Origin of the sequence: Aestuariibius violaceus, from assembly GCF_040779325.2 — a bacterium.
In the GTDB taxonomy this organism is placed as follows: domain Bacteria; phylum Pseudomonadota; class Alphaproteobacteria; order Rhodobacterales; family Rhodobacteraceae; genus Aestuariibius; species Aestuariibius violaceus.
Genome location: NZ_JBFONT020000001.1, coordinates 48,500 through 74,480, shown reverse-complemented (window position 1 = coordinate 74,480; position 25,981 = coordinate 48,500). Strand labels below are relative to the sequence as shown.

32 protein-coding genes are annotated in these 25,981 nt (G+C 64.0%); 17 read left to right on the top strand and 15 right to left on the bottom strand.

Going from position 1 to position 25,981, the window contains the following annotated elements:
• Nucleotides 1–12: 12 nt before the first annotated feature.
• Together accD and AADZ90_RS00380 are read left to right on the top strand one after the other, a co-directional pair.
• Complete coding sequence (gene accD / locus AADZ90_RS00385) at nucleotides 13–981, top strand: acetyl-CoA carboxylase, carboxyltransferase subunit beta (RefSeq protein ID WP_367311453.1); 969 nt, start codon at nucleotides 13–15, stop codon at nucleotides 979–981.
• A gap of 278 nt (nucleotides 982–1,259) precedes the next feature.
• Nucleotides 1,260–2,531 (top strand): bifunctional folylpolyglutamate synthase/dihydrofolate synthase, encoded by a 1,272-nt coding sequence (locus tag AADZ90_RS00380; protein ID WP_367311454.1) that lies wholly within the window; start codon nucleotides 1,260–1,262, stop codon nucleotides 2,529–2,531.
• Between the two features lie 37 nt (nucleotides 2,532–2,568).
• Here the strand turns inward: AADZ90_RS00380 and AADZ90_RS00375 are convergent, their stop codons facing one another.
• Both AADZ90_RS00375 and zapE read right to left on the bottom strand, forming a co-directional pair.
• A complete protein-coding gene (locus AADZ90_RS00375; protein ID WP_367311455.1) occupies nucleotides 2,569–3,093 on the bottom strand; it encodes a hypothetical protein in 525 nt (174 codons plus the stop codon).
• A gap of 906 nt (nucleotides 3,094–3,999) precedes the next feature.
• Entirely contained in the window at nucleotides 4,000–5,055 is a 1,056-nt protein-coding gene (zapE, locus tag AADZ90_RS00370) for a cell division protein ZapE (protein WP_367311456.1), read from the bottom strand.
• Between the two features lie 142 nt (nucleotides 5,056–5,197).
• On the opposite strand from zapE, the gene AADZ90_RS00365 reads away from it, so the two are divergent.
• On the top strand, nucleotides 5,198–6,439 hold the full coding sequence (locus AADZ90_RS00365; protein ID WP_367311457.1) for an MFS transporter: 1,242 nt from the start codon (nucleotides 5,198–5,200) through the stop codon (nucleotides 6,437–6,439).
• 1 nt (nucleotide 6,440) lies between these two features.
• Here AADZ90_RS00365 and AADZ90_RS00360 read toward each other — a convergent pair whose 3' ends face one another.
• Genes AADZ90_RS00360 through AADZ90_RS00345 form a run of 4 tightly spaced genes read right to left on the bottom strand, consistent with a single transcriptional unit; the run spans nucleotide 6,441 to nucleotide 9,884 of the window.
• Nucleotides 6,441–7,361, bottom strand: coding sequence for an alpha/beta fold hydrolase (locus AADZ90_RS00360; RefSeq protein WP_367311458.1), 921 nt, complete (start codon nucleotides 7,359–7,361; stop codon nucleotides 6,441–6,443).
• A complete protein-coding gene (locus tag AADZ90_RS00355; protein WP_367311459.1) occupies nucleotides 7,358–8,281 on the bottom strand; it encodes an ornithine cyclodeaminase family protein in 924 nt (307 codons plus the stop codon). Before AADZ90_RS00355 ends, AADZ90_RS00360 begins: the two co-directional genes overlap by 4 nt.
• Nucleotides 8,278–8,898 (bottom strand): HAD family hydrolase, encoded by a 621-nt coding sequence (locus AADZ90_RS00350; protein ID WP_367311460.1) that lies wholly within the window; start codon nucleotides 8,896–8,898, stop codon nucleotides 8,278–8,280. The genes AADZ90_RS00355 and AADZ90_RS00350 overlap by 4 nt, the downstream gene beginning before the upstream one ends.
• 50 nt (nucleotides 8,899–8,948) lie before the next feature.
• Nucleotides 8,949–9,884 carry an AEC family transporter gene (locus AADZ90_RS00345; protein WP_367311461.1) on the bottom strand — a complete coding sequence of 312 codons (936 nt, stop codon included), beginning with the start codon at nucleotides 9,882–9,884 and terminating at the stop codon, nucleotides 8,949–8,951.
• 197 nt (nucleotides 9,885–10,081) lie between these two features.
• Between AADZ90_RS00345 and AADZ90_RS00340 the strand changes: the two genes are divergently transcribed.
• Both AADZ90_RS00340 and AADZ90_RS00335 read left to right on the top strand, forming a co-directional pair.
• Nucleotides 10,082–10,330 carry a hypothetical protein gene (locus AADZ90_RS00340; RefSeq protein ID WP_367311462.1) on the top strand — a complete coding sequence of 83 codons (249 nt, stop codon included), beginning with the start codon at nucleotides 10,082–10,084 and terminating at the stop codon, nucleotides 10,328–10,330.
• 73 nt (nucleotides 10,331–10,403) lie between these two features.
• Nucleotides 10,404–11,021: a TetR/AcrR family transcriptional regulator gene (locus tag AADZ90_RS00335; protein WP_367311463.1), complete on the top strand. Its 618-nt coding sequence runs from the start codon at nucleotides 10,404–10,406 to the stop codon at nucleotides 11,019–11,021.
• Here the strand turns inward: AADZ90_RS00335 and AADZ90_RS00330 are convergent.
• The 4 genes from AADZ90_RS00330 to AADZ90_RS00315 form a co-directional block, all read right to left on the bottom strand.
• Nucleotides 11,018–11,731: an NYN domain-containing protein gene (locus AADZ90_RS00330; RefSeq protein ID WP_367311464.1), complete on the bottom strand. Its 714-nt coding sequence runs from the start codon at nucleotides 11,729–11,731 to the stop codon at nucleotides 11,018–11,020. The two genes, AADZ90_RS00335 and AADZ90_RS00330, sit on opposite strands and share 4 nt — an antisense overlap.
• Nucleotides 11,732–11,894: 163 nt before the next feature.
• On the bottom strand, nucleotides 11,895–12,398 hold the full coding sequence (locus tag AADZ90_RS00325) for a GNAT family N-acetyltransferase (RefSeq protein WP_411996910.1): 504 nt from the start codon (nucleotides 12,396–12,398) through the stop codon (nucleotides 11,895–11,897).
• Nucleotides 12,395–12,667 (bottom strand): hypothetical protein, encoded by a 273-nt coding sequence (locus tag AADZ90_RS00320; RefSeq protein ID WP_367311466.1) that lies wholly within the window; start codon nucleotides 12,665–12,667, stop codon nucleotides 12,395–12,397. Before AADZ90_RS00320 ends, AADZ90_RS00325 begins: the two co-directional genes overlap by 4 nt.
• 3 nt (nucleotides 12,668–12,670) lie before the next feature.
• The gene (locus AADZ90_RS00315; RefSeq protein WP_367311467.1) at nucleotides 12,671–13,780 is read right to left on the bottom strand and encodes an S-(hydroxymethyl)glutathione dehydrogenase/class III alcohol dehydrogenase; all 1,110 of its coding nucleotides are present in this window, start codon (nucleotides 13,778–13,780) and stop codon (nucleotides 12,671–12,673) included.
• Nucleotides 13,781–13,877: 97 nt separating this feature from the next.
• On the opposite strand from AADZ90_RS00315, the gene AADZ90_RS00310 reads away from it, so the two are divergent.
• Both AADZ90_RS00310 and AADZ90_RS00305 read left to right on the top strand, forming a co-directional pair.
• Nucleotides 13,878–14,162, top strand: a complete 285-nt coding sequence (locus AADZ90_RS00310; RefSeq protein ID WP_367311468.1) for an I78 family peptidase inhibitor — start codon at nucleotides 13,878–13,880, stop codon at nucleotides 14,160–14,162.
• An 89-nt stretch (nucleotides 14,163–14,251) separates the two neighbouring features.
• Nucleotides 14,252–14,413, top strand: a complete 162-nt coding sequence (locus AADZ90_RS00305) for a hypothetical protein (RefSeq protein ID WP_411996909.1) — start codon at nucleotides 14,252–14,254, stop codon at nucleotides 14,411–14,413.
• Here AADZ90_RS00305 and AADZ90_RS00300 read toward each other — a convergent pair.
• Entirely contained in the window at nucleotides 14,410–15,579 is a 1,170-nt protein-coding gene (locus AADZ90_RS00300) for a benzoate/H(+) symporter BenE family transporter (RefSeq protein ID WP_411996908.1), read from the bottom strand. The genes AADZ90_RS00305 and AADZ90_RS00300 overlap by 4 nt on opposite strands.
• A gap of 135 nt (nucleotides 15,580–15,714) precedes the next feature.
• Between AADZ90_RS00300 and AADZ90_RS00295 the strand changes: the two genes are divergently transcribed.
• From AADZ90_RS00295 to AADZ90_RS00285, 3 genes are read left to right on the top strand one after another with little or no spacing between them, the layout of a single operon-like run.
• On the top strand, nucleotides 15,715–16,452 hold the full coding sequence (locus AADZ90_RS00295) for a DUF899 domain-containing protein (protein WP_367311471.1): 738 nt from the start codon (nucleotides 15,715–15,717) through the stop codon (nucleotides 16,450–16,452).
• On the top strand, nucleotides 16,445–17,149 hold the full coding sequence (locus AADZ90_RS00290; protein ID WP_367311472.1) for a DNA alkylation repair protein: 705 nt from the start codon (nucleotides 16,445–16,447) through the stop codon (nucleotides 17,147–17,149). Before AADZ90_RS00295 ends, AADZ90_RS00290 begins: the two co-directional genes overlap by 8 nt.
• Before the next feature lie 37 nt (nucleotides 17,150–17,186).
• Complete coding sequence (locus AADZ90_RS00285) at nucleotides 17,187–17,519, top strand: DUF2794 domain-containing protein (protein ID WP_367311560.1); 333 nt, start codon at nucleotides 17,187–17,189, stop codon at nucleotides 17,517–17,519.
• Between the two features lie 3 nt (nucleotides 17,520–17,522).
• On the opposite strand, the gene AADZ90_RS00280 is transcribed toward AADZ90_RS00285, so the two are convergent.
• Together AADZ90_RS00280 and AADZ90_RS00275 are read right to left on the bottom strand one after the other, a co-directional pair.
• Nucleotides 17,523–18,284, bottom strand: a complete 762-nt coding sequence (locus AADZ90_RS00280; protein WP_367311473.1) for a C40 family peptidase — start codon at nucleotides 18,282–18,284, stop codon at nucleotides 17,523–17,525.
• Nucleotides 18,281–19,663, bottom strand: coding sequence for a leucyl aminopeptidase family protein (locus AADZ90_RS00275; protein WP_367311474.1), 1,383 nt, complete (start codon nucleotides 19,661–19,663; stop codon nucleotides 18,281–18,283). Before AADZ90_RS00275 ends, AADZ90_RS00280 begins: the two co-directional genes overlap by 4 nt.
• Before the next feature lie 175 nt (nucleotides 19,664–19,838).
• Between AADZ90_RS00275 and AADZ90_RS00270 the strand changes: the two genes are divergently transcribed.
• Nucleotides 19,839–20,462 (top strand): LysE family translocator, encoded by a 624-nt coding sequence (locus AADZ90_RS00270; protein ID WP_367311475.1) that lies wholly within the window; start codon nucleotides 19,839–19,841, stop codon nucleotides 20,460–20,462.
• Between the two features lie 72 nt (nucleotides 20,463–20,534).
• Nucleotides 20,535–21,017 carry a hypothetical protein gene (locus AADZ90_RS00265; protein WP_367311476.1) on the top strand — a complete coding sequence of 161 codons (483 nt, stop codon included), beginning with the start codon at nucleotides 20,535–20,537 and terminating at the stop codon, nucleotides 21,015–21,017.
• A 66-nt stretch (nucleotides 21,018–21,083) separates the two neighbouring features.
• Here AADZ90_RS00265 and AADZ90_RS00260 read toward each other — a convergent pair whose 3' ends face one another.
• The gene (locus AADZ90_RS00260; protein WP_367311477.1) at nucleotides 21,084–21,467 is read right to left on the bottom strand and encodes a hypothetical protein; all 384 of its coding nucleotides are present in this window, start codon (nucleotides 21,465–21,467) and stop codon (nucleotides 21,084–21,086) included.
• 140 nt (nucleotides 21,468–21,607) lie between these two features.
• Here AADZ90_RS00260 and AADZ90_RS00255 point away from each other — a divergent pair, with 140 nt between their 5' ends.
• The 5 genes from AADZ90_RS00255 (at nucleotide 21,608) to AADZ90_RS00235 (ending at nucleotide 24,903) form a co-directional block, all read left to right on the top strand.
• Complete coding sequence (locus tag AADZ90_RS00255; protein WP_367311478.1) at nucleotides 21,608–22,243, top strand: carbonic anhydrase; 636 nt, start codon at nucleotides 21,608–21,610, stop codon at nucleotides 22,241–22,243.
• Complete coding sequence (locus AADZ90_RS00250; RefSeq protein WP_367311479.1) at nucleotides 22,240–23,217, top strand: sodium-dependent bicarbonate transport family permease; 978 nt, start codon at nucleotides 22,240–22,242, stop codon at nucleotides 23,215–23,217. Before AADZ90_RS00255 ends, AADZ90_RS00250 begins: the two co-directional genes overlap by 4 nt.
• Nucleotide 23,218: 1 nt before the next feature.
• On the top strand, nucleotides 23,219–23,527 hold the full coding sequence (locus AADZ90_RS00245; RefSeq protein WP_367311480.1) for a P-II family nitrogen regulator: 309 nt from the start codon (nucleotides 23,219–23,221) through the stop codon (nucleotides 23,525–23,527).
• Between the two features lie 174 nt (nucleotides 23,528–23,701).
• Nucleotides 23,702–24,361 (top strand): hypothetical protein, encoded by a 660-nt coding sequence (locus AADZ90_RS00240; protein ID WP_367311481.1) that lies wholly within the window; start codon nucleotides 23,702–23,704, stop codon nucleotides 24,359–24,361.
• Nucleotides 24,362–24,495: 134 nt separating this feature from the next.
• Entirely contained in the window at nucleotides 24,496–24,903 is a 408-nt protein-coding gene (locus tag AADZ90_RS00235) for a hypothetical protein (protein WP_367311482.1), read from the top strand.
• Nucleotides 24,904–24,913: 10 nt separating this feature from the next.
• On the opposite strand, the gene AADZ90_RS00230 is transcribed toward AADZ90_RS00235, so the two are convergent.
• Nucleotides 24,914–25,936 (bottom strand): aspartate-semialdehyde dehydrogenase, encoded by a 1,023-nt coding sequence (locus tag AADZ90_RS00230; RefSeq protein WP_367311561.1) that lies wholly within the window; start codon nucleotides 25,934–25,936, stop codon nucleotides 24,914–24,916.
• Between the last annotated feature and the right edge of the window lie 45 nt (nucleotides 25,937–25,981).

The window sequence follows — 25,981 nt, the reverse complement described above, 5'->3', positions numbered from 1 at the left end:
GAAAGGTCGCCCATGAACTGGATCACCAACTACGTCCGCCCCCGGATCAATTCGATCTTCTCGCGCCGGGAAGTGCCCGAGAACCTGTGGACCAAGTGCGACGAATGCGGAACGATGCTGTTCCACCGCGAACTCAGCGACAACCTCAACGTCTGCACCAATTGCGGCCACCACATGAACATCACGCCGCGCGACCGTTTCGCGGCGCTGTTCGACGGCGGCATCTATACCGAGGTCAAGGTGCCCGAGCCCATCACCGACCCTCTGCATTTCCGCGACCAGAAGCGTTATCCCGACCGTATCAAGGAAGCCCGCCGCACCACCGGCGAGAATGAGGCGATGCTGGTCGCCGAAGGCGAGATGGGCCGCACCCCCATCGTCGCCGCGGCTCAGGACTTCACATTCATGGCGGGCTCCATGGGCATGTATGTGGGCAACGCGATCATCGCTGCCGCCGAACGCGCGGTGAAGCTCAAGCGTCCCCTCATCCTCTTCTCCGCCGCAGGCGGCGCGCGGATGCAGGAGGGGATCCTGTCGCTCATGCAGATGCCCCGCACGACCGTCGCCGTGCAGCTGCTGAAAGAGGCGGGCCTGCCCTACATCGTCGTCCTGACGCACCCGACGACCGGCGGCGTGACCGCCTCCTACGCGATGCTGGGCGACGTCCACGTCGCCGAGCCCAACGCGCTGATCTGCTTCGCCGGTCCCCGCGTGATCGAACAGACCATCCGCGAAAAGCTGCCCGAAGGCTTCCAGCGGGCCGAATACCTCCTCGACCATGGCATGCTCGACCGCGTGACCCCGCGGACCGAGATGCGGGATGAGCTGATCGCGATCACCCGGATGCTGCTTGGCATGCCCCCGGCCATCAAGGGGGACCTCCCGGCGCCGGCCAACGGCCCCGACGCCCCCGACCAACCCCCCCTCGTCCTCTCCGACCCGATCCAGCCGGAGGAAAAGGGGGAGAAGCCGTCGTCGTAGAAAGCCGGACCTCGACGATATGAGAGCGCCGCTAACCGAAGAGGGCAGCGCCCGACCTGACGGGGCGGGAAAGCGCCGGGCTCTGCCCGTTCATGCCGGAAACCGTCCACTGGACGATTTCTTTTTCGGCATTCACCCCCGTGGGGTCCGAGACGGCCGTCGGGCCAGTGGCGCGGCGAAAGCGTCTCGAACGGTCGGGCGCTGCCCGGCTTTGCCGCCGGGCGGGACCATTGGGCTAGCGATCTCTCTTAGAAGCCATCTGTTGCGGGTCTCCTGTCATGGCTGACCCCTCCGACACCATTCTCGCGCGGCTCATGACGCTGCACCCCAAGATCATCGACCTCACGCTCGATCGGATGTGGCGCCTGCTCGACCGCCTCGGCAACCCGCAGGAGCAGACCCCGCTCGTCATCCACATCGCCGGGACCAACGGCAAGGGCTCCACCCTCGCCATGATCCGCGCGGGGCTCGAGGCGGCGGGCCACAGCGTCCACGCCTACACCTCCCCCCACCTCGTCCGCTTCCACGAACGCATCCGCCTCGCGGGCGACCTCATCGCGGAAGATGACCTTTCCCGCCTCCTCGACGAGTGCGAGAAAGCCAATGACGGCGCTCCGATCACCTATTTCGAGATCACGACCTGCGCCGCCTTCCTCGCCTTCGCCCGCCATCCGGCCGATTACCTCCTGCTCGAGGTCGGGCTGGGCGGCCGCCTCGACGCCACCAACGTCGTCACGCCGAAGCTCTCCGTCATCACCCCCGTCTATTTCGACCACGAGCAATATCTCGGCCCCACCCTCGCCGATATTGCTGGCGAAAAAGCGGGCATCCTCAAGCGCAACATCCCCGCCATCATCGCCAGACAGCACGACGAAGCCCTCGACGTGATCGAGGCCAAGGCCCGGGAGATCGGCGCCCCCCTCCTGATCCACGGCCAGCACTGGCACGTAACCGAGGAGCGCGGCCGCCTTGTCTTCCAAGACGAAACCGGCCTCCTTGACCTGCCGCTCCCCAACCTCCCCGGCGCCCACCAGATCGGCAATGCCGGCACCGCGCTCGCCGTCCTGCGCCAACTGGGCGTCAAGGAACCCGCCTGCGAGGCCGCCGTCACCCAGGCCCGCTGGCCCGCCCGCCTCCAGCGTCTGCGCACCGGCCCGCTGGCCGACGCTGTGCCCCAGGCCGAACTCTGGCTCGATGGCGGCCACAACCCTGCCGCCGGTCAGGCCATCGCCAATACCTTGTCCGGGATGCCACCCCGCCCCCTTCGGCTCGTCGCGGGCCTCCTCAACACCAAGGACGCCTCCGGCTTCTTCGCCCCCTTCAAGGCCCTCGGCGCGGACGTCCACACCGTCACCATCCCTGACACCACCGCGACCCTCTCGGCCGAGGAAACCGCCGCCGCGGCCCAAAAGGCCGGTCTCCCAGCCCAGCCCGCGTCAGACGTCCTCACCGCCCTCCGGGAAATCGCGGAAGAGACCCCCACCGCCCGCATCCTGATCTGCGGCTCCCTCTACCTCGCGGGAGAGGTGCTGCGGCTGTCGCAAGAGTGAGGTATGCGGATATTCTTTGCCGGATGACGCTGGTTTTCTAAGGCGCGGGACCGGCGATGCGTGTCAGCGTTACAGCATTGCTGCAACTGTATCGGTCTGGGCTCAATCGAAATCTGTAGGTCCCGGTTATCTGATCCCGACCTGCGCCCGGGCGAAGAAAAACATGACCGATTTGGCGGCCTCTTAAGTGAAGTGTGCCATTGATTGAGTTTCTGCCGGTGTGCCACGCACCGGCCCAGGCTTCGCCCTTTAGGTCAAGCCGCTGCCCCTCGTCTGTCAGCACCTGTCCCGTCACGGTTTCTCCGTCCACCTCGAGTCGAACATCGGCCCCCGACGTGACGCACGGCTTTTTCAGCGGATCCGGATAATTGTGGGTGAGATGCCGCCACTTCTGAGCGGGAGAGAAACGGCCCGACCAGACGCCATCCAGCGACATCGGCCGGTTCTGTGACGGGTCACTGTTGATGCCCAACGCGTTGTCGATGAAATCACCGCACGACTGAAGAAAAAGGAGCGTCGCAACAAAAGACAACAGTCGGAATACTTTCGTCCTCAACATCATCGTACGCTCGAATTCAGGGTCCGCACGCCTCTGGCGCCGCCCACGTCTATAATCACAGCGACAGCGTTGCATTGAGAGGTATCAAACCGGCGACATGTGTGCCGACGGTGCTGCCTCTGCCTACGGTAGGCCGGGACGCTTGACCGCGGAAAAAGGGGCCTAGGAGAAGTAGCTGCCGGACGTCTCGCTACGCTCCGGGCGCAAGGTTAGAGATCTCCTTTCGGGCAGGTTTCCATAAGTCACCGCTTATGGATTGGCCCAACCCATAAGCTGTCGCCGATAGATCCCGGACCGACAAAAATCCCGGCCCCCTGTTTTTTAACGAAAAGAGGCGCCTGTGGCCGACGAACATGTCCGACAGAAAGCCGACCAAAAGCCGACGGGATGCCGACACCGCGAATCGCCGTTTCGAAAAGTGGTCACACGATTCGTTTTTCTTTTGACCGGCGGCATTTTTCCCTTCTATATGTTGCCTCAGTAACAAGTGACTGGGGTCTGTCACCCCGTTTATACCAAATGTGCAACCCGCCCTGGGGGGTGAGGATGAGAAGAGTGACTTACGTCCACAAAGCCCCGATTGCTTCGGAATCGCGTTCAAGATCAACGCTTTACCTCAGCAAGCCGCTTCTGAAGAAACGGACCCGTACCCCCGGCGGCGCCATCTGCGGAACCGCCTTCGCTCTCGCCGCGATGCTTTCCCTCAGCGTCGACCGGCCGGACGAGATCACGGCCCGCTTGGCAACCGCACTGCACCTCCCCGTCCTGCTTCAAGATACTGAGAAGGCAAGAGAAAAATCGAGCAGCCCGATCCTTGCGGAACTGGACGGAACCCGCGGCGGACCGCGTCCGCGCGCACGCGCGCAGGACCTCTGACGCGACCTCAGGGGGCAGGCTGACCGCCAGAAGTCAGCCGCCCCACCCTTCGCTTTGCATCTCGCGCAGTCGGCTCGCCGTCCGCTCGAATTCGAACGACCCCTCGCCTTCGACATACAGCATCTCCGGCACCGCCGCCGCGGTACAGATCAGCCGCACCTTCGCCTCGTACAAGGCGTCGATCAGCGTCACGAACCGCCTTGCTTCGTTGAAGTTGGACCGCCCCAGTTGCGGGATATCCTCCAGGATCAGCACCCGCACCGCCTCGGCCACGGCCAGATAATCCGCAGGGCCCAGAGGCTTCCCGCACAGCTCGTAGAAGCGCCCCCGCGCCACCCCGTTCGAAAACGCCGGCAGCTCCACATCCCGCCCCTTCACGCGCAACACCAAAGGCTCTCCGCCACCACCCGCCAAATCGCGCCAGATCGCGTCGACAGCCTCCCGCGCGTCGCTGTCGATGGGGCTGAAATAGACCTGCTCTCCAGCCAGCCGGTCCTGCCGGTAATCCGTGGGAGATGTCAGCTCCCGCACGACCATCCGCTCGTTCAGTAGCTCGATAAACGGCAGGAAAAGCTGACGGTTGAGCCCATCCTTGTACAGATCCCCCGGCACCCGGTTCGAGGTCGTGACGACCACGACCCCCCCATCGAACAGCTTCTGGAACAACCGCCCCACGATCATCGCATCGGCGATGTCGGTGATCTGCATCTCGTCGAAGGCAAGGCACCGGACGGCATCGATGATCCGGTCGGCCACGGGCCCGATCGCGTCGTCCTTTCCGGCCGCCCGCGCTTCGGCCAGACCGGCCTGAACCTCCTGCATGAAGGCGTGGAAATGCACCCTCCGGCAGGGCACCTCCAGCGTCGCGGCGAAGAGGTCCATCAGCATCGACTTGCCGCGCCCGACCCCGCCCCAGAGGTAGAGCCCCCTGGGCGGCTCCGGCGCCTTGCGGAACAGCCCGCGCTTGGGCGCCTCGTGCAGGGCCGCGCGGATACGCGCGAACTCCTCCAGCACCGCCTCCTGCGCCGGATCGGCCGTCAGAAATCCATCCGCCACTTTCTGCCGGTAAAGCTCCAGAACGCCTGTCAAAACCCGTCTCCCTGCCGTCCCAGCGGCATAACCGACGGGCGCGCTGCAGAAAAGCGGCCGCTTCGGCCACAAAAATTCTTGATCGTACACGTCAAATTAACTCGTTTGACGTAGGCCTGCGCCCTAAGCACTGATTCAAAACATGGAGACGCGCGCAACCCTCATCACTCCCGTCCTCGTTGCGGGCTGCATCATCATCATGATCAGCTTCGCGATCCGCGCGAGCTTCGGGGTGTTCCAGATTCCCATCGCGGAAGAGTTCGGCTGGCTCCGCACGGATTTCTCGCTGGCGATCGCGATCCAGAACCTCGCCTGGGGCATCGGACAGCCGATCTTCGGAGCGATCGCGGAAAAGATCGGCGATCGCAAGGCGATCATCATCGGCGCGATCATCTACGCGTTGGGGCTACTCCTGTCGGCGGGGGCCACCACGCCCATCGCGCACCAGTTCTACGAGGTGCTGGTGGGCTTCGGCATCGCCGGTACGGGCTTTGGCGTGATCCTGGCAGTCGTGGGACGCGCCGCGTCCGACGACAACCGGTCGATGGCGCTCGCCATAGCCACGGCGGCCGGGTCTGCCGGGCAGGTCTTCGGCGCGCCGTTGGCCGAATGGCTGCTGAGCATGATGAGCTGGCAGATGGTCTTCGTTGTTTTCGCAGGCGTCATCCTCGCCACGCTGGCCTGTCTGCCGATGATGCGTTCGCCCGAACCCGCGACGAAGGCAGAGCTTGAGGAAAGCATGGGGGCGATCCTCGGCCGGGCTTTCCGCGACCCATCTTATGCCTTGATTTTCCTTGGCTTTTTCTCTTGCGGCTACCAGCTGGCCTTCATCACCGCCCACTTCCCGGCGCTGGTGACCGAGATGTGCGGCCCCATCGCCCCCGGCGGGATGCTCCACAACATCGGCATCACGACCACCTCGGCCCTCGGCGCGGTGGCGATCTCCCTCATCGGCCTTGCGAACATCGCGGGTACCCTCGCGGCAGGCTGGGCAGGCAAGCGCTACACGAAAAAGTATCTGCTCGCCGGCATTTACACCGCCCGGACCATCGTCGGCGCGCTCTTCTTCCTGTTCCCGATCACCCCCGAAACAGTGATCCTTTTCTCCATCGCGATGGGCAGCCTGTGGCTTGCCACGGTTCCGCTGACCTCCGGCCTCGTCGCCCATATCTACGGGCTGCGCTACATGGGCACGCTTTACGGGATCGTCTTCCTCAGCCACCAGCTGGGCAGCTTCGTCGGGGTCTGGCTGGGCGGTGCGCTCTACGATGCGTACGGCACCTATGAGACGGTTTGGTGGGTCGGCGTCGCCGTTGGCGCCTTCTCGGCCATCGTTCACCTGCCGATCAAGGAACGGCCCCTTCCGGCACGCGCGGTGGCCTAGCCTAGTCCGGCCGCACCTTGATCATCAGATCGCGCAGCTCTGACACCGCCTGCCGCCCATGCGTATAGGGCAGCCCGTGATCGGCCTCGTCGATCACCGCCTGATGGGCGTCGCGGTTCCACTGCGCCAGCTTGCCCAGCGCGCTGATCGGGATCATCGCATCCTGTTTGCCCCAGACAGCAAAGACCGGGATCTCGGTCTGGAAGAGCTTCCGATGGGCCTCCTCCATCTTCTTTGAAAGGATACCGCGCCGGCTCGACAGGACGGCGTCGACGAACCCCTTCCGCTGGTATTGCGCTGCCTGCACCTCGGCAAGGTTGGCAACCTCGCTGCCGCCGTCATCGAAAGTGGCGCGCGCCTGACGCCCGCTCATCACCCGGTGCAGCCAGCCGCCCAAAAGGGGCACACGGCGGATCCACTGGCTTTCCGGCCCCTCGACCGTTTCCACGCCGGTCGATGCAAGAAGGACCACCTGCCGCACCCGCTCGGGGTTGAGCGCGGCCCAGGACGTCGCGATCGACCCGCCCATGGAATACCCCATCACCGTCAACTCGTCGGACAGGCCAAGCTTCGCAAGCAATTCGTCCAGCTGACGATGGAAGAAGGCGGCGTTCTGGGCCCCGCGCGGCGCGTCCGAAAACCCCCGCCCGTAAAGGTCATAAACCAGCGTCCGATAGCCCAGCTTGCCGAAAGAGGCGGCGACCGACTCCCAGATCACCGACGGTGTCGTCAGCCCATGGATCGCGACGATCACCGGCCCCCGCACGGGGCCCAGCCAGCGATAATGGGTCTTGCCTTGCGACAGCTCCACGAACTCGCCCGGCGCCTCCTCCGGGTCAGGGTCCTTTTTGCGCCATTCCAGCACGAAGGGCAGGGCGAGCACCGCTACAAGCGCAAGGACCAGGATCCAAAGCGTCGTCATGTTGCCTCCCCTCCGTCCCGCCAGACCTCCAGCACGTGGCGGGCGACCATCAGGTCCATATGCGCGCCGCCTCCATTCTTGAAGATCGTCAGATCGTCGGGCCCGTCGCGCACCATCTTCGCGGGCTCATAGAAGTCCGCAAGAACATCAAACTCGGAAATCACGTTATTTTCCAATGGTATCATCAATTCTCCAATGTGATGAACCGTGGTCTCCCGGCTGTCAACGAAAAGCCGCCCCCGGGCGATGGCCGTATCGTCGGCTTCGCGCATGTCGGATTTGTAGGCGCCGATCAGGTCCAGATGCTGCCCGGGGCGCAGCCAGTCGCCACGGATCAGCGGCGTCTGCGACATGGTCGCGGTCGAGATGATGTCGGCCTCCCGCACCGCGTCCTCGAGCGACGCGGCGACCTCGGCCGCAGTCTCGTTGGCCAAGGCGCGTGCGCTGTCTCCGGTGCGGCTCCAGATCCGTATGGCCGCCCCAGGAAAAAGCGCCCTGTAGCCGTCGACCAGCGACCGGGCGACGGTCCCCGCGCCGACAAGCAGGATGTTCCGGCTGTCGTCCCGCGCCAGTCTCCGGGCGGCCAACAGGCTATCTCCCGCCGTCTTCCACTTGGTCACGAGGTGAAAGTCGACCAGCGCCTCGAGCGTCCCGTCCACGTCGGAATAAAGACACAAGCCCCCGTTGATGACCGGCTTTCCGGCGGCGGCATTCTCAGGTACCACCGTCGCCGTCTTCACCGCCGCCCCAAGCCCAGCGATCCACGCTGCCCGCGACAGAAGCGTTCGGTCCCCCTGATGCAGAAACGTATCCCCGATCTCGGCCCTGGGCCGTTCATGGCCCTTCGCGATGGCGTCCAGCACGCCGTGCCAGGTCAGATGACGTTCCCCCGCCTCAAATGAAATGACGGGGAGGCTCACGCTGCCTGCTCGGGCGTCAGAAGCCCCTCGGCCACCAGCCGCTCCGCGAAACCCTCGGACCCGTCGAAGTGATGCGTCTGCCAGCCCCGCTCGGCGGCAACCGCGACGTTCTCCGCCCGGTCGTCTGTGAACAGAAGCGCACCGGGCGCAACTCCGCTGTCTTCCTCGACGATCTCGTAGATCCGCGGCTCAGGCTTCACCTCGCCAAGATGGCCCGAGATGTAGCGCCGGTCGAACTCCTCCAGGAACGGATATTCCCGCTCGCCCACTTCGAAGGTCTGAATGCCGAAATTCGACAGCGCAAAGGTCGGCACCTCCGCCCGTCGCAACGCACGCAACAGCCGGACTGAATGATCGATCGCAGGCGACGCCATCTCAAGCCAGCGGTCATGCCATATGCGGATCTCCTCGGCCCAGGCCGGATGGGCTTCTGCCATGGCCTCGACCTGCGCCTTCCAGTTGGCTCCTCGATCCACCCGGTCGTTCATCTGATGCAGGTCGACCTCGGCGAACAGCGTGCGCCGCCGCTCCTCCCCGATCAGCCGGTCATAGACCCGCTCGGGCTGCCATTCGATCAGCACGTTTCCGATGTCGAATACGACCGCCTGGATGGACATTCCGCGTTCTCCTCTCCTGCCAGCGCGCGACCCCTTCAGATTTCGCTAACTCACCCGCCCGATCCTGTCACCCACGCAATGACGACAGGAAGGGTCGCAACGCTCAGAACGGTCGAAACGAAAATCGCCGCCGATGCCCGGCCTGGTGCGATCCGGTAATGCTCCGCCAGGATGAAGACGTTCCCGGCCACGGGCAGGGCGGCTGCCGCAATCATCACCGCCGCCGCATAGGGGTCGATCTCGAACAAGACGAGTGCGCACAGGGCCACCGCAGCGGGATGGAGCACCAGCTTGCAGAAGGTCAGCCATCCGGCAACGCTCAGCCGCTCGGCCGATTTCGTCGCCAGCGACGCGCCGATCGCAAAGAGCGCTCCGGGGGTTGCCGCCGCGCCGAGGATCGTCAGGAACTCGCCCATCGGCTGCGGGATCGGCAGCTCGAGCGCCGACCAGGCGAGGCCAAGGGTGATTGCAACGATCATCGGGTTGCGCAGAAGGCCAAGGGCGACCGTGACAAGGATGCGGGGCGACAGGCGCCCATCCCGCGCACCGGTGATGAGAATGACGATGAGGCTGCCGAAAACGATCAGGTCGACGGCCAGCACCAACATAACCGGCCCGATCGCCTCGGGGCCCAATAGAAGGACCAGCATGGGGATGCCCAGAAAACCGACATTGCCGATCACGGCGCACTGCGCCTCGACCGCCGCCTCCTGAACGCCCCGCCGGCGCAGCAGGGCGACCGCCGTCGCGATGCCGTAGATCACCGCGGTGCCGATCAGGTAGGCGCTGACAAACGGCCAGTCCAACACCTCGGCCAGCTGCAGATTGGCGGCAAACCCGAACAGCATCGCGGAAAGGGCGAAATAGAAGACGAACTTGGTCAGATAGGCGGTCGCCTCGGGCGGGAAAAACCGCGTTCGTCCTGCGCCGTAGCCCAACCCGATCAACAAGAAGAACGGTAACGTCTTGAGGAATACGGCCAGCATGCCTCACTCGGATAGCGGCAGCCGCAGGCCGGACCAAGCGAATTCGACAGCAGACGGCTGGGCCTTCATTTCCGCAGGTCTCCTTGTGCAAAAATAACTGAACTGTTCAGTTCATTTTTTCTGGACAGCTTTAACCCAGTTGTATTATCCAAGGAATGCGAACCAAACAGTTCAGTTTGTATTTAGAGGAACGTGAGATGTCTGAGACCTTGAAATCCGTCCTTCTTGCCATTGCCCTCGTGCCCGGAGCAGCGCTGGCCGTCACCGGCCCCGACGAGGCTGAAACGCAGACCGGCGAGACCGTCACGATCGAGCGTCCGGCCGAAACCGCTCAGGGCCCGGCGCCCTGCACCCAGCTTGAGATGAGCGTCGGCATCGATGCGGCCGAATGCGGCACGATGACCAAGGCCGAACTGGCGCGGATCTGGATCGACATGACCGACTGATGTCAGGTGACGTCGCGGGCGGCGCCTCCGTGCCGCCTTGCCAGAACTAAACCAGACGGTTTATATCTTGGAAATGAATGTACAGAGTATAGCGTCAAAGCGTGGCCGTAAGATCGAGCAAGTCCTCGAAGGCGCACGCACCGTTTTCATGGCCGATGGGTTCGAAGGGGCGAGCGTCGACGACATCGCCAAGACGGCCGGCGTTTCCAAGGCGACCCTCTACAGCTACTTCCCTGACAAAAAATTGCTTTTCATGGAAGTCGCCCGGCTCGAATGCCTGCGCATGGCCGAGAATTACGACCAGGTCCTCCACGAAGGCAGCGACGTGCGCATCGCACTCAAGTCGATGGGCATGGATCTGATGACGCTCATTACCTCGGATTTCGGTCTGAACGTCTTCCGCATCTGCGTCGCCGAAAGCGATCGCTTTCCTGAACTCGGCCGCCAGTTCTTCGAAAACGGGCCAATGAAGGTCCGGGCGATGACGATCGACTATCTCGACCAGCAGATCGCGGCGGGAAAGCTGAAGATCAAGGATTGCGCCTTGGCGGCCGACCAGTTCGCTGAAATGTGCAAAGCTGATATCTTTCCATGCATGGTCTTCGGGATCGACCAGAAGCCAAGCAAGGACAGAATCGAGCACATCGTCGACGAAGCCGTCGAAACCTTCATGGCCCGCTACGAGGCCTAGTCGATCCGCCGCACCAGAAGCTGGTTGTCATCGCCACGCTTGGTTTCAAGCATCCGGATTTCCTTCACCAGGTCGCTCAGCTTTTTCTTGCCGTAGGTCCGCGTGTCGAAATCCGGATTTGCGGCGGTGATGTACTGCCCCAGCGGGCCGAGCCCGTACCACTCGTCATCCTGCCCGATCGCATCCATGGCCCGAAAGATGATGTCGCGCGCCTCGTTCACGGGGCGTGATTTGCCGCGCTCCCCCTTCGGAACCTGCGCCTGCGTGGTCTCCTGGCCGAGGTTTTCCAGAAAGATGAACCGCTTGCAGGCCTTGCGAAACGCCTCGGGCGTCTTCTGCTGCCCAATTCCATAGACGTCGAGCCCCTGTTCCCGGATCCGCGAGGCGAGCCGGGTGAAGTCGCTGTCCGACGACACCAGCACGAAGCCGTCGAACCGCCCGGAATGCAAGAGGTCCATCGCGTCGATGACCAGGCTGATGTCAGAGGCGTTCTTGCCCACCGTATTCGCCGGCGAATGAAGCGGCACCAGCCCGTGATCCGCCTGCACCCGGTTCCAGCCGGCCATCTGCTGCGACGAGAAATCCCCATAGCACCGCCGAACCGAGGCCTCCCCAAGGCTCGCGATCTCCTCAAAGATCGCGCCCGCGAATTTGGGCGACGTGTTGTCGGCGTCTATGAGAATTGCGAGGAGGGGACGATCGGTGGCCATGGTGTTCTTTCTTCTGACGTCGGACCGGGGGCCAGCCCCCGGACCCCCGGAATATTTACCGAGGCAAAGACGATGAGATTTGAACGGTATCTAGATCAAAGATGTTGCGAGTGAAACCGGAGGAGCCGTCCGATCGGCGTGGCGCGTTAACCTTAATGGCGCCTTAGGCCTTCCCAAGGAAGCGGTGCATCACAAGCGCGTCCGTGTAGGCCCCGTCGGGCAGGCGAAATGCTTTGGGCAACCGGCCCACCGTCTCGAAACCCGCGTGGGTCCAGAGGTCGACGGCTCGGGTATTGGCAGCGACGACGAAGTTGAACTGCATCGCCTCGTACCCGGTCTCTTTCGCGGTTATCAGCGCATGGTCGAGCATAGCGCGCGCAACGCCCTTGCCGCGGGCGGCCTCAGCAGTCACGAAAGCGGCGTTGCAGACATGCGCGCCGCCGCCCTGCTGGTTGGTCTTCAGGTAGTAGGTGCCAAGTGGCGCTGCATCCTCGGCGATGAAGACGTGGTGATCCGAGCCGGTCCAATAGGCCAGCGCGTCCTCGCGGGAGATCGCCGGGTCGACGGCATAGGTGTCGCCGGCTCGGAAAACGGGTTGGAGCATGGCCCACAGCACGGTCGCATCGCCGGGGGTCGCAGGCCGTATTGAAAGGGGCCCAGCGGTCAAGATATCTTCACCGTGAATCCACCTTCCGGAAAATGCTTCGCTGCCATTTTGCGCGCAGACTGGGTGACCCGTCCTATCATGGATTTCCGCACCGCAATCGTAACTCTGTCAGTCGTGCGGTCGATGTCCCGTATCGAAATCTTTACACCCTCCTCATGGTGGAAGGCCCGCCAGATATCTTCCCCAAAATTGCGAATGCGATGGGTGCGGTCCTCGACCGCGCCGATATTCGTTTGCATGTTCTCAAAGATGATCTCGATCGTGGGCACCACCTAGTAGACCACGACCGACCGGATTGACTTACCCTCATGCATCAGGTCGAACCCCTTGTTGATGTCCTTGAGCGGCATCGTGTGGGTGATCATCGGGTCGATCTCGATCTTGCCGTCCATGTACCAGTCGACGATCTGCGGCACCTCCGTGCGGCCTCGTGCGCCGCCGAACGCCGTGCCACGCCAGACGCGGCCGGTGACCAGCTGGAAGGGGCGGGTGGCGATCTCGGCCCCCGCCGGGGCGACGCCGATGATGATGCTTTCGCCCCAGCCCTTATGGGCCGCTTCAAGCGCGATGCGCATGACCTCGACATTACCTGTGGCATCGAACGTATAGTCGCCGCCGCCCGTCAGGTCGACCAGATAAGGGGCGAGGGGGCCATCGACCTCCTTCGGGTTCACGAAATCGGTCATGCCAAAGCGCTGGGCCATCGGCACCTTGTCGGGGTTGATGTCCACCCCCACGATCCGGTCCGCCCCGGCAAGCCGCAGCCCCTGGATCACGTTCAACCCGATCCCGCCGAGGCCGAAGACGATGGCGGTCGACCCGATCTCGACCTTCGCCGTGTTGATGACGGCGCCGATCCCGGTCGTCACGCCGCAGCCGATATAGCAGATCTTGTCGAACGGCGCGTCCTGCCGGACCTTGGCCAACGCGATCTCGGGCAGGACGGTGAAGTTCGAAAAGGTCGAACAGCCCATATAATGCAGGATTGGCGTTCCATCCGTCATCCGGAACCGGCTCGTGCCGTCCGGCATTACCCCTTGTCCCTGGGTCGAGCGGATTGCCTGACAGAGGTTCGTCTTGGGGTTCAGGCAATACTCGCATTCCCGGCATTCCGGCGTGTAGAGCGGGATCACGTGATCGCACGGCTTCACGCTCGTCACGCCCGGGCCGACATCACGGACGATGCCCGCCCCCTCGTGGCCCAGGATCGCCGGGAACAGCCCCTCCGGATCGGCGCCCGATAGCGTGAATTCGTCCGTGTGGCAGATGCCCGTCGCCATGATCTCGACCAGGACCTCCCCCTCCTTCGGCCCGTCGAGCTCTACCTCCATGATTTCGAGCGGCTTGCCCGCCTCCAGGGCAACGGCGGCTTGGGTGCGCATGGATATCCTCCCCTTCACTGTCGCGGCGAGGGTGGGGGATTGCCGATCCCCGCGCAAGGGGCTTGACCCAGGGCGCGGGTGTGCCACTTATGCCGCCATGAAATATGCACTGCCGATTTTCCTTTTGGCCCTCGCAGCTTGCGAGCCATCACCCTCCGTCAGCGAAGAGCCCGGCGGGCTCGACAAGCTGACCCCCGATACCTGCGGCGCAGCCGATTACGAGAGCCTCGTCGGCTCCAACATCGCAGCCGTCACGCTGCCGTCGAGCCTGAATGACCGGGTGATCGGCCCAGGCGATATCGTGACACAGGAATACAGCCCCGGCCGGATCAATTTCCGCGTCGACGAAAACGGGGTGATCCTATCCGTCACCTGCGGCTGACGGCCCTGCTGGCGCTGGCCGCCTGCGCGCCGGTCCCGGAAGCGCGGCAGCCCGCGGATCTGTCGGCTTGCGAGGGCGAGCGGTATCGCGTGTTGATCGGCCAGCCCGAAGCGGCGCTGCGCGAGCTGCTGATCCTCCGCCCGGTCCGCGTCATCCGGCCCGAGATGCGGGTGACATGGCCGCCCCTGGCCGAGAGGCTGAACTTCGAAATCGGCGCAGACGGCCGCGTCGCGAGGGTCTTCTGCGGCTAGCGCTTCAGCATCTTCGCCAGCTGGACCACCCCACCGAGTACCAGACCCCAGACTGCCGCACTCAGCCCGATAATCGTGATCCCGGATGCCGTGACGAGGAAGGTCACCGCTGCCGCCTCCCGATACTCCGGCTTGTCGAGCGCCGCCTGAGCCGAATTCGCGAAAACGCCAAGCAAGGCGATGCCCGCCAGCGTCTCCAAAGTCATCGGAGGCGCCGCCGCGGCCACCACCGTGATGACAGCGGCAAAAAGACCGAGGACGCAATAGAACACCCCCGCCATGACCGCTGACCAGTAGCGCAGGGTCCGGTCGGGATGCGAGTCCTCCCCGGCACACATCGCGGCCGTGATCGCAGCAAGGCAGGTGGCGGGCGCGCCGAACGGGGCGGAGGCGACGCTGGCCGCGCCAACGCCGGTCAGCATCTGGCCGGGCGGCGGTGTGTAGCCGAAGCTCCGCAGGACGGCGATGCCGGGGATGTTCTGGGTCGCCATCGTCACGATGAAAAGCGGCAACGCGATACCGAAAACCGCCGAGGCCGTGAAGCTCGGGGCCGTGATCGTCAGACGTGACAGGATCTGGTCGGGCGGGGTGAGGGTGAAGTCATTCGTCCAGAGCGTCAGCAGGAACGCGGCGACGACTGCCGCCGGAACGGCGAAGATGCCGGAAAAGCGTCCAACGATAAACCAGGTCAGGATGATCGGCAGCGCCGTCTCGGGCACCTCTGCCAGGGCCAGGAACGGCGCCGTGCACAGCGCCACCAAGACGCCGGCCAGCATCGCCTGCGCCAGCGGCGGGGGGATCGCCGCCGCAAGCCGCCCGATCGGCCGGACCAGCCCCGCCACCAGCGTCAGGATACCCGCGATCAGGAACGCCCCGACCGCCTCCGAAAAGCCGCCTGCGGGTGTTGCCATGACGGCAAGTACGGCAACGCCCGGCGTCGACCACGCCACGCTGATCGGCTGTCCTTTCCAAAGGCTCAACGCGATCCCGGCCAGCCCCATGGAAAAAGCGGCTGCGGCAAGCCCCGACGCCGCCTGCACCTCCGTCGCGCCCATGGCGGCCAGCCCCTGCAGTACGATCGGGAAGGAACTGAAAAAGCCAACGACAGCCACGACAAAGCCGGTCGAGACCGTCTGTCCGGGAGGTATCGCGCGCCTCAGGGGCATCTGGTTCACAGTTGACATAAACGTGGAGATTGCGGGCATTCCCGGTGGGCGTCAAACAGACAGAACGCTCGGCTCGTTGACGATGTAAAATTAAATTGATATCAACTTAAATGACATCACAGCGCGGAGGGAAGCATGGCCGAGGCAACGAAGTATCCTGAAATCGTGTCACAGGATAAGTGGCTGACAGCCCGCATGACCCTCCTCGCCGAGGAAAAGGCGTTGACCCGCCAGCGCGATGCCGTCGCGGCCCGGCGTCGTCGGCTCCCCATGGTTCGGATCGAGAAAGACTACGCTTTCGAGGGGCCAAGCGGCCCGCTATCCCTTGCCGACCTCTTTGGCGGTCACAGCCAACTCTTCCTCGGACACTTCATGTTCGATCCGGATTGGGACGAGGGCTGCTCAAGCTGCACCCATCTCGCCGATGAGATCTCAGATGGTCACATCCGGCATCTCGCCGACAGCAACACGGCGTTCACTTACGTTTCCCGCGCCCCGATCGCCAAGATCGAGGCCTACAAGGCCAAACGCGGCTGGACCTTCCCCTGGGTCTCCTCCTTCGGAAGCGACTTCAACTACGATTTCGGCGTCACGCTCGACCCCGCCAAGGGCGCCACCTCCTACAATTACAAGACCCGGGACGAACTTGCGGCTGATGGCTTCACCCTGACTGAGGGCAAACCGGCCGAGACACCCGGCTTCAGCGCCTTTCTCAAGGTCGGCGACGATATCTTCCACACTTACTCGACCTTCGCCCGCGGCTGCGAAGCGTTCGGCGGCGCCCATTACATCCTCGACATGACCGTCTGGGGTCGCCAGCAATCCTTCGAGGACTCGCCCGAAGGCTGGCCGCAGAACCCGACCTATGGCTGACCGTGCCGCCGAGCTGATCGCCGCCCTGAGCGAGCTTGCCGACCCCGAAGAGGTTCCGAAGGTCCGGAAGTTCTTCCGTGGTGCCGATCCCGAGACCCAGGTGATGGGCGTCTCCATCGGCAAGGTCTTCCCCGTCGCCAAGCGCTTCGCCGATCTCTCCCTCGACGACATCGAACGCCTTCTCGAGGATCCCCACTACGAGGTCCGCATGGCCGCCGTCTCGGTGATGGATTTCCAGGCACGCCAGAAACGCCTCGACCCAGAGCGGCGCAAGGCACTCTACAATCTCTACCTGCACTGTCACGACCGCATCAACAACTGGGATCTCGTCGACCGCGCAGCGCCCCATGTGATCGGCGAATACCTGATCGACAAGGATCGCTCCGTCCTCGACCGGATGGCGGGATCGGACGACCCCAACGCCCGCCGTACCGCCATCGTCGCCACCCACGCCTTCCTCAAGCGCGGAGAGGTCGCCGATACGTTCCGCATCGCCGAGGTGCTCGCCGAAGACAAGGACACCTACGTTCAGAAGGCGATCGGCTCCTGGACCCGCGAGGCCGGCAAACGGGACGAAGCCGCCCTGCGGCATTTCCTAGATCGCAACGCTAACCGCCTCCCCAGACCAACAGTCACAGCGGCCAGCAAGCCGGTCAAAGACGAACGTGCAGGCAACACCCATACCTCAAAGACTTGATCCGCACGCTTTTTGCGGCAACTCTGCCCTCATGGATATGTCGACCGTGACGCCTTTCCCCGCCCAATCGGGGGTCGTGAGTTTCCACCGAACAGAGTTAAGCCCGATCCTGTCGCTCTATGGCCGAATGGTCGCGGCAGGCGAATGGCGCGACTATGGGATATCGCATCTGAAAGACGTGGCTGTCTTCGCCGTCTTCCGCCGGACTGCGGAGCACCCCCTCTACCGCATCGAGAAACGCCCCAAGCTGCGGAGCCGCCAGGGCCAATACGCGGTGATCGGGGCGGAGGGGCAGGTGCTCAAGCGCGGGCACGACCTCAGGGCGGTGCTCCGGGTGCTCGAGCGCAAGCTGATCCGCGCGGTCGAGTAAGTCTTAGAGCCGTTTGCGCGCCGTCGGCTTTCCGTCCCCCTGCGCTTCAATCCGGGCGATAGCGGGGCCCAGCGGCTCGTAAGCGACGGCCATGTGGTGGGCGTTCGCGTGCAGGATCGTCTGTTCATCCACGACCCAGGCAACGTGCCCCTTCCAGAAGATCAAATCCCCATGGCGCAGATCTTCGGTCGGCTGCCCCAGTTCCGCCTCCTGCATGTCGCTGTCGCCGGGGCAGGGGAGGCCGCAGGCCAGGCAGGCAATCTGGGTGATGCCTGAGCAATCCAGCCCAAACACGGAATTTCCGCCCCACAGATAGGGCGTCCCGAAGAACAGCTGCGCCACCGTCACCGGATCCGAAAACGGCCGGTCGAGCGGGCGCAGATGCGCCTTCGGCACGAACCCTGCATCCGTCTCAAAGAATTTGTGCCGCTCATCCACGACCGCTAGTTCCGTCCCGAACCCATAAGAGGCCAACTCCCGCGTCTTCATGTTCGGTTCAGGATATGCGTGGGTCGCACGGACGGCCACCCGATGGGTCGTGGCGGGGGCCTTGTGCAGGTCGTCACTCAAAACCCAACCCGTGTAACCGTCGCGCCCCGCTGTGACCTGCATCCAGCCATCCCGCGCCGCGTGGGCCGAAACCGCCTCTCCCCGCTGTAGCTGCCGGTCCCGCGCCCCTTCGGGACTGCGGCAGATGTCCGTCAGCCGCATCGCCCGGCGGGCCTCACCGGGGCCAAGATCCAGCCGTCGCGGATCCTCGCTCATAGGTCCAGAATCTCCGGCAAGGCGTCGAAAAGCGCCCGGGCCCCCTGTCCGACGCCGCCCTTGGGCCGTCCGGGCGCCGGGTTCGGTGTCCACCCGTAGATGTCAAAATGCAGATACCGCGGGTGCGTCGCAAACCGCCGCAGGAACAGGGCCGCCGTGATCGACCCCCCAAATCCGCCCTTTGGCGCATTGTCGAGGTCGGCAATCCCAGGTTCCAACATCGCTTCATACGGGTCATGAAACGGCATCCGCCACACGGGGTCACGCACTCGCACGGCGGCCTCGGCCAGCGCTTCTGCATCGTCGTCGTCACCGGTGTAGAACGGCGCCAGATCCGGTCCGACCGCCACCCGTGCCGCCCCGGTCAGCGTTGCCATCGAGACCAGAAGATCCGGCTTCTCCTCCACCGCCAGGGTCAGCGCGTCGGCCAGCACCAGCCGGCCTTCCGCATCGGTGTTGTTGATCTCGACCGTCAGCCCTTTGCGCGAGGTCAGGATGTCGCCCGGCCGCATCGCTTCGTCCGAGATCGAGTTTTCCACCGCCGGGATCAGCACCCGCAGGCGCAGCGGCAGCCCCAGCGTCATGATCATGGAGGCGAGCCCCAGCACCGTTGCCGCCCCGCCCATATCCTTCTTCATCAGCGCCATTGACGAAGACGGCTTGATGTTCAGCCCACCGGTATCGAAACACACGCCCTTGCCGACCAGTGTCAGCGTTGGCCCTTCCTCCCCCCAGCGCAGGTCGATCAGGCGCGGGTCGTCATCGGCGGCGCGGCCAACGGCATGGATCATCGGAAAGCCCTGATCGAGCAGATCGTCCCCCTCGGTCACCTCCACACGCGCCCCATTCGCCTCGGCCAGATCGCGCGCTGCCTGTTCCAACGCGGCAGGCCCCATATCGCCCGCCGGAGTGTTGATCAGATCGCGGGTCAAAACCTCGCCCGCCACGATCGCCTCGATCCGCGCCGCGTCGACGCCGCCCGGCGCGACCAGCTCTGCCACCGCAGGCGGTTGCTTCGCGTAGCGGTCAAAGCGGTACCGCGACAAAAGCCAGCCGAGGCACGCTTCCTCCAGATCCCCGTCTTCCAGATTGCCCTGCAGCGCGTATCGTCCGGCCGGCAGGCCCGAGGCAACGCCCGCCATCGCAAAACGCTGGCGCTTCCGTGCCGTCTCGTCGCCCAACCCGCCCAGGGCCGCCGCGATTGCGCCATCCTCACCCGGGATGACGAGCGCTGCGCCAAATCCCGCGTTGAAATCCTGGGCTTTCGCCCAGGTCGCCGCCCGCTCGCCCAACGTGTCGAGGGCCTTGCGCAACCTGCAGGGCCTGACGGGATAAAGCGGTATCGTCGGGCCATCAGGTGACGCGAACGTAAGGGTCATCAAGCGCTCCTTTTTCTTCTCGCGCAGCCTAGTTCGGCGCGGGCACAGGGCAAGCAGGACGATAGGTGACGTATGGTAAGTCATGCGCCGTAGTCCGCTTATCAGAGAATGCCTCTGACCGGACTTCTGGTGTAAGTTGAGGATCAGGAGACCGAGCCCCGGCAGGAGATATGGGATGGAGTACGTCAACTTCTGGATCGTCATCGGCGCGGCCCTCCTTGGCGGGCTGACGCCCGGTCCTGCGACACTCGCGATCGCGGGTACCTCGATGGCCCGCGGGAGGGCGCTGGGTCTCTCGCTGGCCTGGGGCGTCACGGCGGGGTCGATGGTCTGGGCAATCTTTGCGGCACTCGGCTTCGGCGCGATCCTCGCGGCCAACCAATGGCTGATCGAGATCATTCGCTTTGCCGGCGCCGCCTATCTTGCCTGGCTGGCTTACAAATCCGCCCGCGCCGCGATGAGGTCCCAGGATCTTGTGCCGAAGGATGTCGGCGCGGGCTCCTACTCCCTCGCCTGGGTGAAAGGCACGCTCATCCACCTGACCAATCCCAAGGCGGTGATCTTCTGGGGGTCCATCTTCGCGATCGGCCTCCAGCCCGGCGCGACCGGGGCTTCCATCGCCTGGATCGTCGGAACCTGCGTCGCGATCAACTTCACGTTGGTGACGGGGTACGCATTCCTCTTCTCCAGCGCGCCGCTCACCGCCGCCTATCTTCGCCTCCGCCGGTGGTTCGAAGGCATCTTCGCCACCTTCTTTGGGGGAGCGGCGGCCTTTCTGCTTACGAACCGGACAACATAGATCGTAGCCGCCCCGTTGACGAAGCGTCGGAAAGACGCCACCAGGTAATCTAGGTGTGCTATCGGGGCTTCGATGTATTGGCCCATTCCCGGCATAAAGAAGCACCCCAAGAAGCGCTGGGATCAGCCGGATCGCATCTTCTTCGGCTTTGGTGCTTGCCACATCTTGGCCGGAGTGTTTCTCGAAGACGCGCCCGTCGATGGCTTTCACGGTGAGTGGATCGTGCAGGCCGACGGCTTTGGCGGCAACCATATCTTCGTGACGAACGGCAAGGTCGCGTTTGACTTTCATGGCTACTCACTGCGCAGAAAGCTCCTTTCCCGCTATTGGGCCGGATATCAGGATCGGTATCCCGGCTGGCGCGCAAGGATCGTGAGGATTGATTTCCCCCCTGCTCGACACCATTGCGTTGAACGCCCGGAAGCATCTCGGACCAGATCAGTATTTCAGCGATCCCATACCGAGAGCGAGGTACTTCATCGCATCAAAGAAGTGCCCTGTGCAGCTACGCAGCCTGCTCTGATCCAAGTACGGGCCCCGGTCACGAGCCCATAGCCGTGCTCCCAAAGGTCAGACGCAGTGCGTCTCCTCCGAAATGCTCGTCGAGCGCCGCAACAGCCCTCACCCCAGTCCCGCATCCTCGGGATCCTCGATCGCCGCCAGCGATGCGATAGCGACCCGGCCGACCCGCGCGATCGTCGCATTGGTCGCCACCGGATCGCGCGCGCGCACGGCCTTGACCACGCAGCCCGCCGCATTAGCCAGCGTCGTCAGTCCGATCCGTCCCGCCGCCTCCGCGATCGAGCGAGAGATGCGTACCATCACGATCAGATCCGCATCCGCATGCGCGCAGTCCAGCGCCTTGAGGTCGGTTGCCAGCCGATCAATCGACCGATCCACCGTATCGGCACAGGCGCTCGCCCCCAGCTCTTCCAGCAGATACTGAAGCCGGTCGAGATCGACATCCACGCTGTCCATCGGCCGCAAGGGAATCACTTTGTCCATGCCACCATGCCTCATCATTTGTTCACGATCTGTTTCGCTCCATCCCTTTCCGAATTCGTATACACCGCCGCGAAATCTCTTTTGTCTTTCAATCAAATCCCGCATATCTGCCGCCCACCGGACCCGAGGGGAGGGATCAGATGCATCGTATGAAGCCGTTGCCTGGCTACCTCGTGCAGCGCTATCGCGGGTGGAAGGCGACTACATTCGAAGAAAATGCCGCCTGGTACCGTAACTTGGCCGAGGCGGGCCAGCATCCCCGCACCATGGTGATCTCCTGCTGCGACAGCCGGGTCCACGTGACCGCGATCTTCGGCGCCGACCAGGGTGAATTCTTCATCCACCGCAACGTGGCCAACCTCGTTCCGCCCTACACGCCCGACGGTGATCATCACGGCACCAGCGCGGCGGTCGAATACGCGGTGAAGACTCTCAAGGTCGGTGACCTGATCGTCCTTGGTCATACCAATTGTGGCGGGGTCAAGGCCTGCCACGACCGCTGCGTGACGGGCGAAAAGATCGAAAGCGATTTCGTCGGCCGCTGGCTCGAGATCCTCGAACCGCGCTGGCCGAACGTCAAAGACCTGCCAGCCGATGAACGGGTCAAGGCCTTCGAACACGAGGCCGTCCTCGTCTCCCTGGAAAACCTCCTCGGCTATCCTTTCGTCGCCGAAGCGGTCGATGCCGGGCGCCTCGGCGTCCACGGCGCGATCACCGATATCGGCGAAGGGCACCTCTCTGTCTATGATTACGACAAGGGCTTCCAGCAACTATGAGCGAGATTGCCGCGCTCGCCGCCCAGAACCTGCTTTCACCGATCATCCTCAGCTTCGCGCTGGGTCTCGGCGCGGCGCTGGCGCGCTCCGACCTCTCGGTGCCAGAGGCGGCGGCGAAGGCGATGTCGCTCTACCTGCTCTTCGCCATCGGCTTCAAGGGTGGGGCCGGGGTCGCAGAACACGGCGTCGATGCGCGCCTCGTCTTCGCGCTGCTGGCCGGTGCCGTCCTCTCCTTCGGGCTGCCGTTCATCGCCTTCGCGCTGATCCGGATCATGACCCGCCTGCCGGTGCTCGACGCAGCCGCCGTCGCCGCCCATTACGGTTCGATCTCCATCGTTACCTTTGTCGCCGCGACCTCCGTCCTCCAGGGCCGGGGCACCGATCCCGAAGGCTACATGGTCGCCGTCGCCGCGGTGATGGAGGCGCCCGCCATCCTTTCCGCCCTCTGGCTCGTCGCGCGCGGCGACAAGAGCCGCCGGATGGAACCCGATCTCTGGCGCGAAATCCTGCTGAACGGGTCGATCGTTCTCCTGCTGGGATCCTTCGCCATCGGCTGGATCACGGGGACCGACGGGCTCGACCTGATCTCCAGCTTCATCGTGGCGCCGTTCCAGGGGGTCCTCTGTCTCTTCCTGCTCGACATGGGTCTCGTCGCAGGCCGCGGTCTGAGGGAAACCCGCGGCGACCTCGGGGCGGGCGCGATCGCTTTCGGTCTGACGATGCCGCCGGTCGGCGCCAGCTGCGGCCTTCTCATGGCGTTCCTCCTCGGCCTCTCGCCGGGCGGCACTGCACTGATGATGACGCTCGCCGCCTCGGCCAGCTACATCGCCGTGCCCGCCGCCATGCGCGTGGCCCTGCCCGAAGCGCGGCCGTCGATCTACCTCACGCTGTCGCTCGGCGTGACCTTCCCCTTCAACCTGACCCTCGGCATCCCGCTTTATGTCGCGGTTGCCACGGCCGTTACAGGAGGCTGAGATGGACACCCACAAGGCCAAACGCGTCGAGATCATCATCGAGGCCCCGATGGAGCGCCGCCTGACCCAGGCGCTCGAAGGGGCGGGGGTCACGGGCTTCACCGTCCTGCCCGTTCTCGGCGGGTCGGGCCGCTCCGGCCGGTGGAGCCGCGAGGGCCAGATCGGCCGTTCCGGCATGGTCGCCGTGATCTGCCTGATCCGCCCCGACCGGCTCGACGACTTGCTCGACGCCGCGTTCGAGGTCGTCGAGACCCATATCGGCGTCGTCAGCGTCACGGATACCGAAGTGCTGCGGGCCGAGCGGTTCTAGCTCTTCGGGCGCAGAGCAGATCCAGCGACAATAGAGCTTGGGGCATCGCCATTTGGGGCAGATGGGGCAAACATCTGATCGGCGTCGCTCCTCAAAAATCCACCGCGCGTTAAGGACGTTTTCAGATTCGCCCGCCATGGTCCGGAGAAACCCGAACGGCCAGAAAGGCGACCGATGCCGAAATTCATTCTCCACGGATACGAACTGACGGCGCGCGCCGACGGGCCGGTCCAGAGCCTGACCCAGTCGCGGCTTGAAATCGAACCGGTCGACGGGGGCGTCTTCTGCAGCTTCGAATACGTCCCCGGCGGCCCCAGCGGGGCCGAGGTCGCGGTCTCGCCCGGCGTCATGGTCTATGACGGCGTCGGCCCGGCTCTGGGCCTTCTGCCCGATGATCTGGAGCTCTTCCAGCTCTCCGCCGATGGCTTCATGTCCACCATCCTCGCGCTTACCTTCGATGGCGGGCGCGTCGTGTCGGACGGGGTCTTCGCGCTGGCGGGCGATCCCTTGCCACGCTTCACCGAGGCGATGGAGATGGACCAGTTTCTCAAAGGGGCGACCCTGGAACGGCTGCCATATGACGGAGAGATGCGGTTCGACCTGCGCAGCGTGCCCGCGGTCGATGTGATCGACGACGACGCCTTCGGCGAGGAGGACTTCGTTTTCGCCGGAACCGGCGATCCCGGAGAGGAGGAGGCGGATAACCTCTTTATCGAACTCAGCCTGGAGGAAAATGAACCTGAATTGCCGGACCCGGCTCCCGAACCCAGCATGCTGGAAGATTATGCCCTTTCTGTCGAGCCGCTCGATCTTACCGATGACGGCCTGTTCTGATCTGCTCTGGGTTCAATCAAGCTTAATTAGCAGTTAGCCGGTCACGAGACCGTCCCGCGAACGTCGTCCCCCCGCCAAATTGGTGCCGATATTGCCCGCGATCACCAGTTTCCATACGAGGATGGAAATCGGCCATGACCGCACAGACCACGTTCCAGGACCGTATCGCCCGGATCGAAGAGACACGCGAAAAAACCATGCCGCCGGTCACGCCGTCCCGGCCTGACCGCCCCGCAAAGCTCTCCCTCGGGCGTTCTGGCCCCGGGTTCTTTGCGAAGTTCGCCGTTGGCATGCTCTTTATCCCGCTTGGCTTCATCCTCGGCTTCGTTACCAACGCGGCGCTTGATGCCATGAATGAAACAGGCAGCTGGAACGGCGGTGCCGTCCTCTACGTCCTCGCCGCCGCCCATCTCGCGCTTTTTGTCGGGATTGCCGTGGCGATCATCACCCGTGGCCGGATCAAGCTGCTGAATCACAGCCTGTTCACCGCCTGCATCGGCTACGGCATTGCGTCCCTGCTCGTCGCGACCGTGATCGGCTGAGCCTCGCGGCTCAGCCCTTTTGCAGCACCCGCTGGCCCAGCACTTCGGCGATCTGCACCGCGTTCAGCGCCGCCCCCTTGCGCAGGTTGTCGGACACGCACCACAGGTTCAGCCCGTTCTCGATCGTCGAATCCTGACGGATGCGGCTGATGAAGGTCGCGAAATCTCCGGCCGCCTCGATCGGGGTGACATAGCCGCCATCCTCGCGCTTATCGATGACCATGATCCCGGGCGCCTCGCGCAGGATGTCCCGCGCCTCGTCCTCGTCGAGGAATTCCTCGAACTCAATATTGATCGCTTCCGAATGGCCGACAAACACCGGCACCCGCACGCAGGTCGCCGTCACCTTGATCGCGGGATCGACGATCTTCTTCGTCTCGGCGACCATCTTCCACTCTTCATAGGTGTCGCCGCTGTCCATGAAGTCGCCGATCTGCGGGATCACGTTAAACGCGATCTGTTTCTGGAACGTCTTCGGCGCGACCTCGCTCGTCGGATTATAGACAGCCTTCGTCTGGTCCCAAAGCTCGTCCATCCCGTCCTTCCCGGCGCCCGACGCCGACTGATAGGTCGACACGACCACCCGCTTGATCGTTGCACGGTCATGCAGCGGCTTCAGCGCCACCACCATCTGCGCGGTCGAGCAGTTGGGGTTCGCGATGATGTTCTTCTTGGAATACCCCGTGATCGCGTCCGCATTCACCTCCGGCACGATCAGCGGGACATCCGGATCGTAGCGGTAGAGCGAGGAGTTATCGATCACCACACAGCCTGCCTTCGCGGCCTTGGGCGCATATTCCTTGGTCGCATCCGACCCGATGGCGAACAAGGCGATGTCCCATCCGGTGAAGTCGAACGCAGCCAGGTCCTCCGTCTTGAGTGTCTTGTCGCCAAAGCTCACTTCCGTCCCCAGCGACCGCCGCGACGCCAGCGCCACGATCTCGTCAACCGGAAACTCCCGCTCGGCGAGGATGTTCAGCATCTCCCGCCCGACACTGCCGGTAGCCCCGGCGACGACGACCTTATACCCCATGACCTCTTTCCTACGTTCCATGCGCGCCGCGACATAGACAGCAAT

Excerpts from the sequence above, each read along its gene's own strand:
- AADZ90_RS00240 (WP_367311481.1), top strand. The coding sequence starts at position 23,702 with ATGCCGAAATTCATTCTCCACGGATACGAACTGACGGCGCGCGCCGAC.
- AADZ90_RS00235 (WP_367311482.1), top strand. The coding sequence starts at position 24,496 with ATGACCGCACAGACCACGTTCCAGGACCGTATCGCCCGGATCGAAGAG.
- AADZ90_RS00350 (WP_367311460.1), bottom strand. The coding sequence starts at position 8,898 with ATGTCCATCCAGGCGGTCGTATTCGACATCGGAAACGTGCTGATCGAA.
- AADZ90_RS00250 (WP_367311479.1), top strand. The coding sequence starts at position 22,240 with ATGAGCGAGATTGCCGCGCTCGCCGCCCAGAACCTGCTTTCACCGATC.
- AADZ90_RS00230 (WP_367311561.1), bottom strand. The coding sequence starts at position 25,936 with ATGGGGTATAAGGTCGTCGTCGCCGGGGCTACCGGCAGTGTCGGGCGG.
- AADZ90_RS00310 (WP_367311468.1), top strand. The coding sequence starts at position 13,878 with ATGAAATATGCACTGCCGATTTTCCTTTTGGCCCTCGCAGCTTGCGAG.
- AADZ90_RS00290 (WP_367311472.1), top strand. The coding sequence starts at position 16,445 with ATGGCTGACCGTGCCGCCGAGCTGATCGCCGCCCTGAGCGAGCTTGCC.
- AADZ90_RS00340 (WP_367311462.1), top strand. The coding sequence starts at position 10,082 with ATGTCTGAGACCTTGAAATCCGTCCTTCTTGCCATTGCCCTCGTGCCC.
- AADZ90_RS00265 (WP_367311476.1), top strand. The coding sequence starts at position 20,535 with ATGTATTGGCCCATTCCCGGCATAAAGAAGCACCCCAAGAAGCGCTGG.
- AADZ90_RS00335 (WP_367311463.1), top strand. The coding sequence starts at position 10,404 with ATGAATGTACAGAGTATAGCGTCAAAGCGTGGCCGTAAGATCGAGCAA.
- AADZ90_RS00280 (WP_367311473.1), bottom strand. The coding sequence starts at position 18,284 with ATGAGCGAGGATCCGCGACGGCTGGATCTTGGCCCCGGTGAGGCCCGC.
- AADZ90_RS00245 (WP_367311480.1), top strand. The coding sequence starts at position 23,219 with ATGGACACCCACAAGGCCAAACGCGTCGAGATCATCATCGAGGCCCCG.
- AADZ90_RS00345 (WP_367311461.1), bottom strand. The coding sequence starts at position 9,884 with ATGCTGGCCGTATTCCTCAAGACGTTACCGTTCTTCTTGTTGATCGGG.
- accD (WP_367311453.1), top strand. The coding sequence starts at position 13 with ATGAACTGGATCACCAACTACGTCCGCCCCCGGATCAATTCGATCTTC.
- AADZ90_RS00365 (WP_367311457.1), top strand. The coding sequence starts at position 5,198 with ATGGAGACGCGCGCAACCCTCATCACTCCCGTCCTCGTTGCGGGCTGC.
- AADZ90_RS00360 (WP_367311458.1), bottom strand. The coding sequence starts at position 7,361 with ATGACGACGCTTTGGATCCTGGTCCTTGCGCTTGTAGCGGTGCTCGCC.
- AADZ90_RS00275 (WP_367311474.1), bottom strand. The coding sequence starts at position 19,663 with ATGACCCTTACGTTCGCGTCACCTGATGGCCCGACGATACCGCTTTAT.
- AADZ90_RS00375 (WP_367311455.1), bottom strand. The coding sequence starts at position 3,093 with ATGATGTTGAGGACGAAAGTATTCCGACTGTTGTCTTTTGTTGCGACG.
- AADZ90_RS00270 (WP_367311475.1), top strand. The coding sequence starts at position 19,839 with ATGGAGTACGTCAACTTCTGGATCGTCATCGGCGCGGCCCTCCTTGGC.
- AADZ90_RS00330 (WP_367311464.1), bottom strand. The coding sequence starts at position 11,731 with ATGGCCACCGATCGTCCCCTCCTCGCAATTCTCATAGACGCCGACAAC.
- AADZ90_RS00295 (WP_367311471.1), top strand. The coding sequence starts at position 15,715 with ATGGCCGAGGCAACGAAGTATCCTGAAATCGTGTCACAGGATAAGTGG.
- AADZ90_RS00260 (WP_367311477.1), bottom strand. The coding sequence starts at position 21,467 with ATGGACAAAGTGATTCCCTTGCGGCCGATGGACAGCGTGGATGTCGAT.
- AADZ90_RS00285 (WP_367311560.1), top strand. The coding sequence starts at position 17,187 with ATGTCGACCGTGACGCCTTTCCCCGCCCAATCGGGGGTCGTGAGTTTC.
- AADZ90_RS00315 (WP_367311467.1), bottom strand. The coding sequence starts at position 13,780 with ATGCGCACCCAAGCCGCCGTTGCCCTGGAGGCGGGCAAGCCGCTCGAA.
- AADZ90_RS00380 (WP_367311454.1), top strand. The coding sequence starts at position 1,260 with ATGGCTGACCCCTCCGACACCATTCTCGCGCGGCTCATGACGCTGCAC.
- AADZ90_RS00300 (WP_411996908.1), bottom strand. The coding sequence starts at position 15,579 with ATGCCCCTGAGGCGCGCGATACCTCCCGGACAGACGGTCTCGACCGGC.
- AADZ90_RS00255 (WP_367311478.1), top strand. The coding sequence starts at position 21,608 with ATGCATCGTATGAAGCCGTTGCCTGGCTACCTCGTGCAGCGCTATCGC.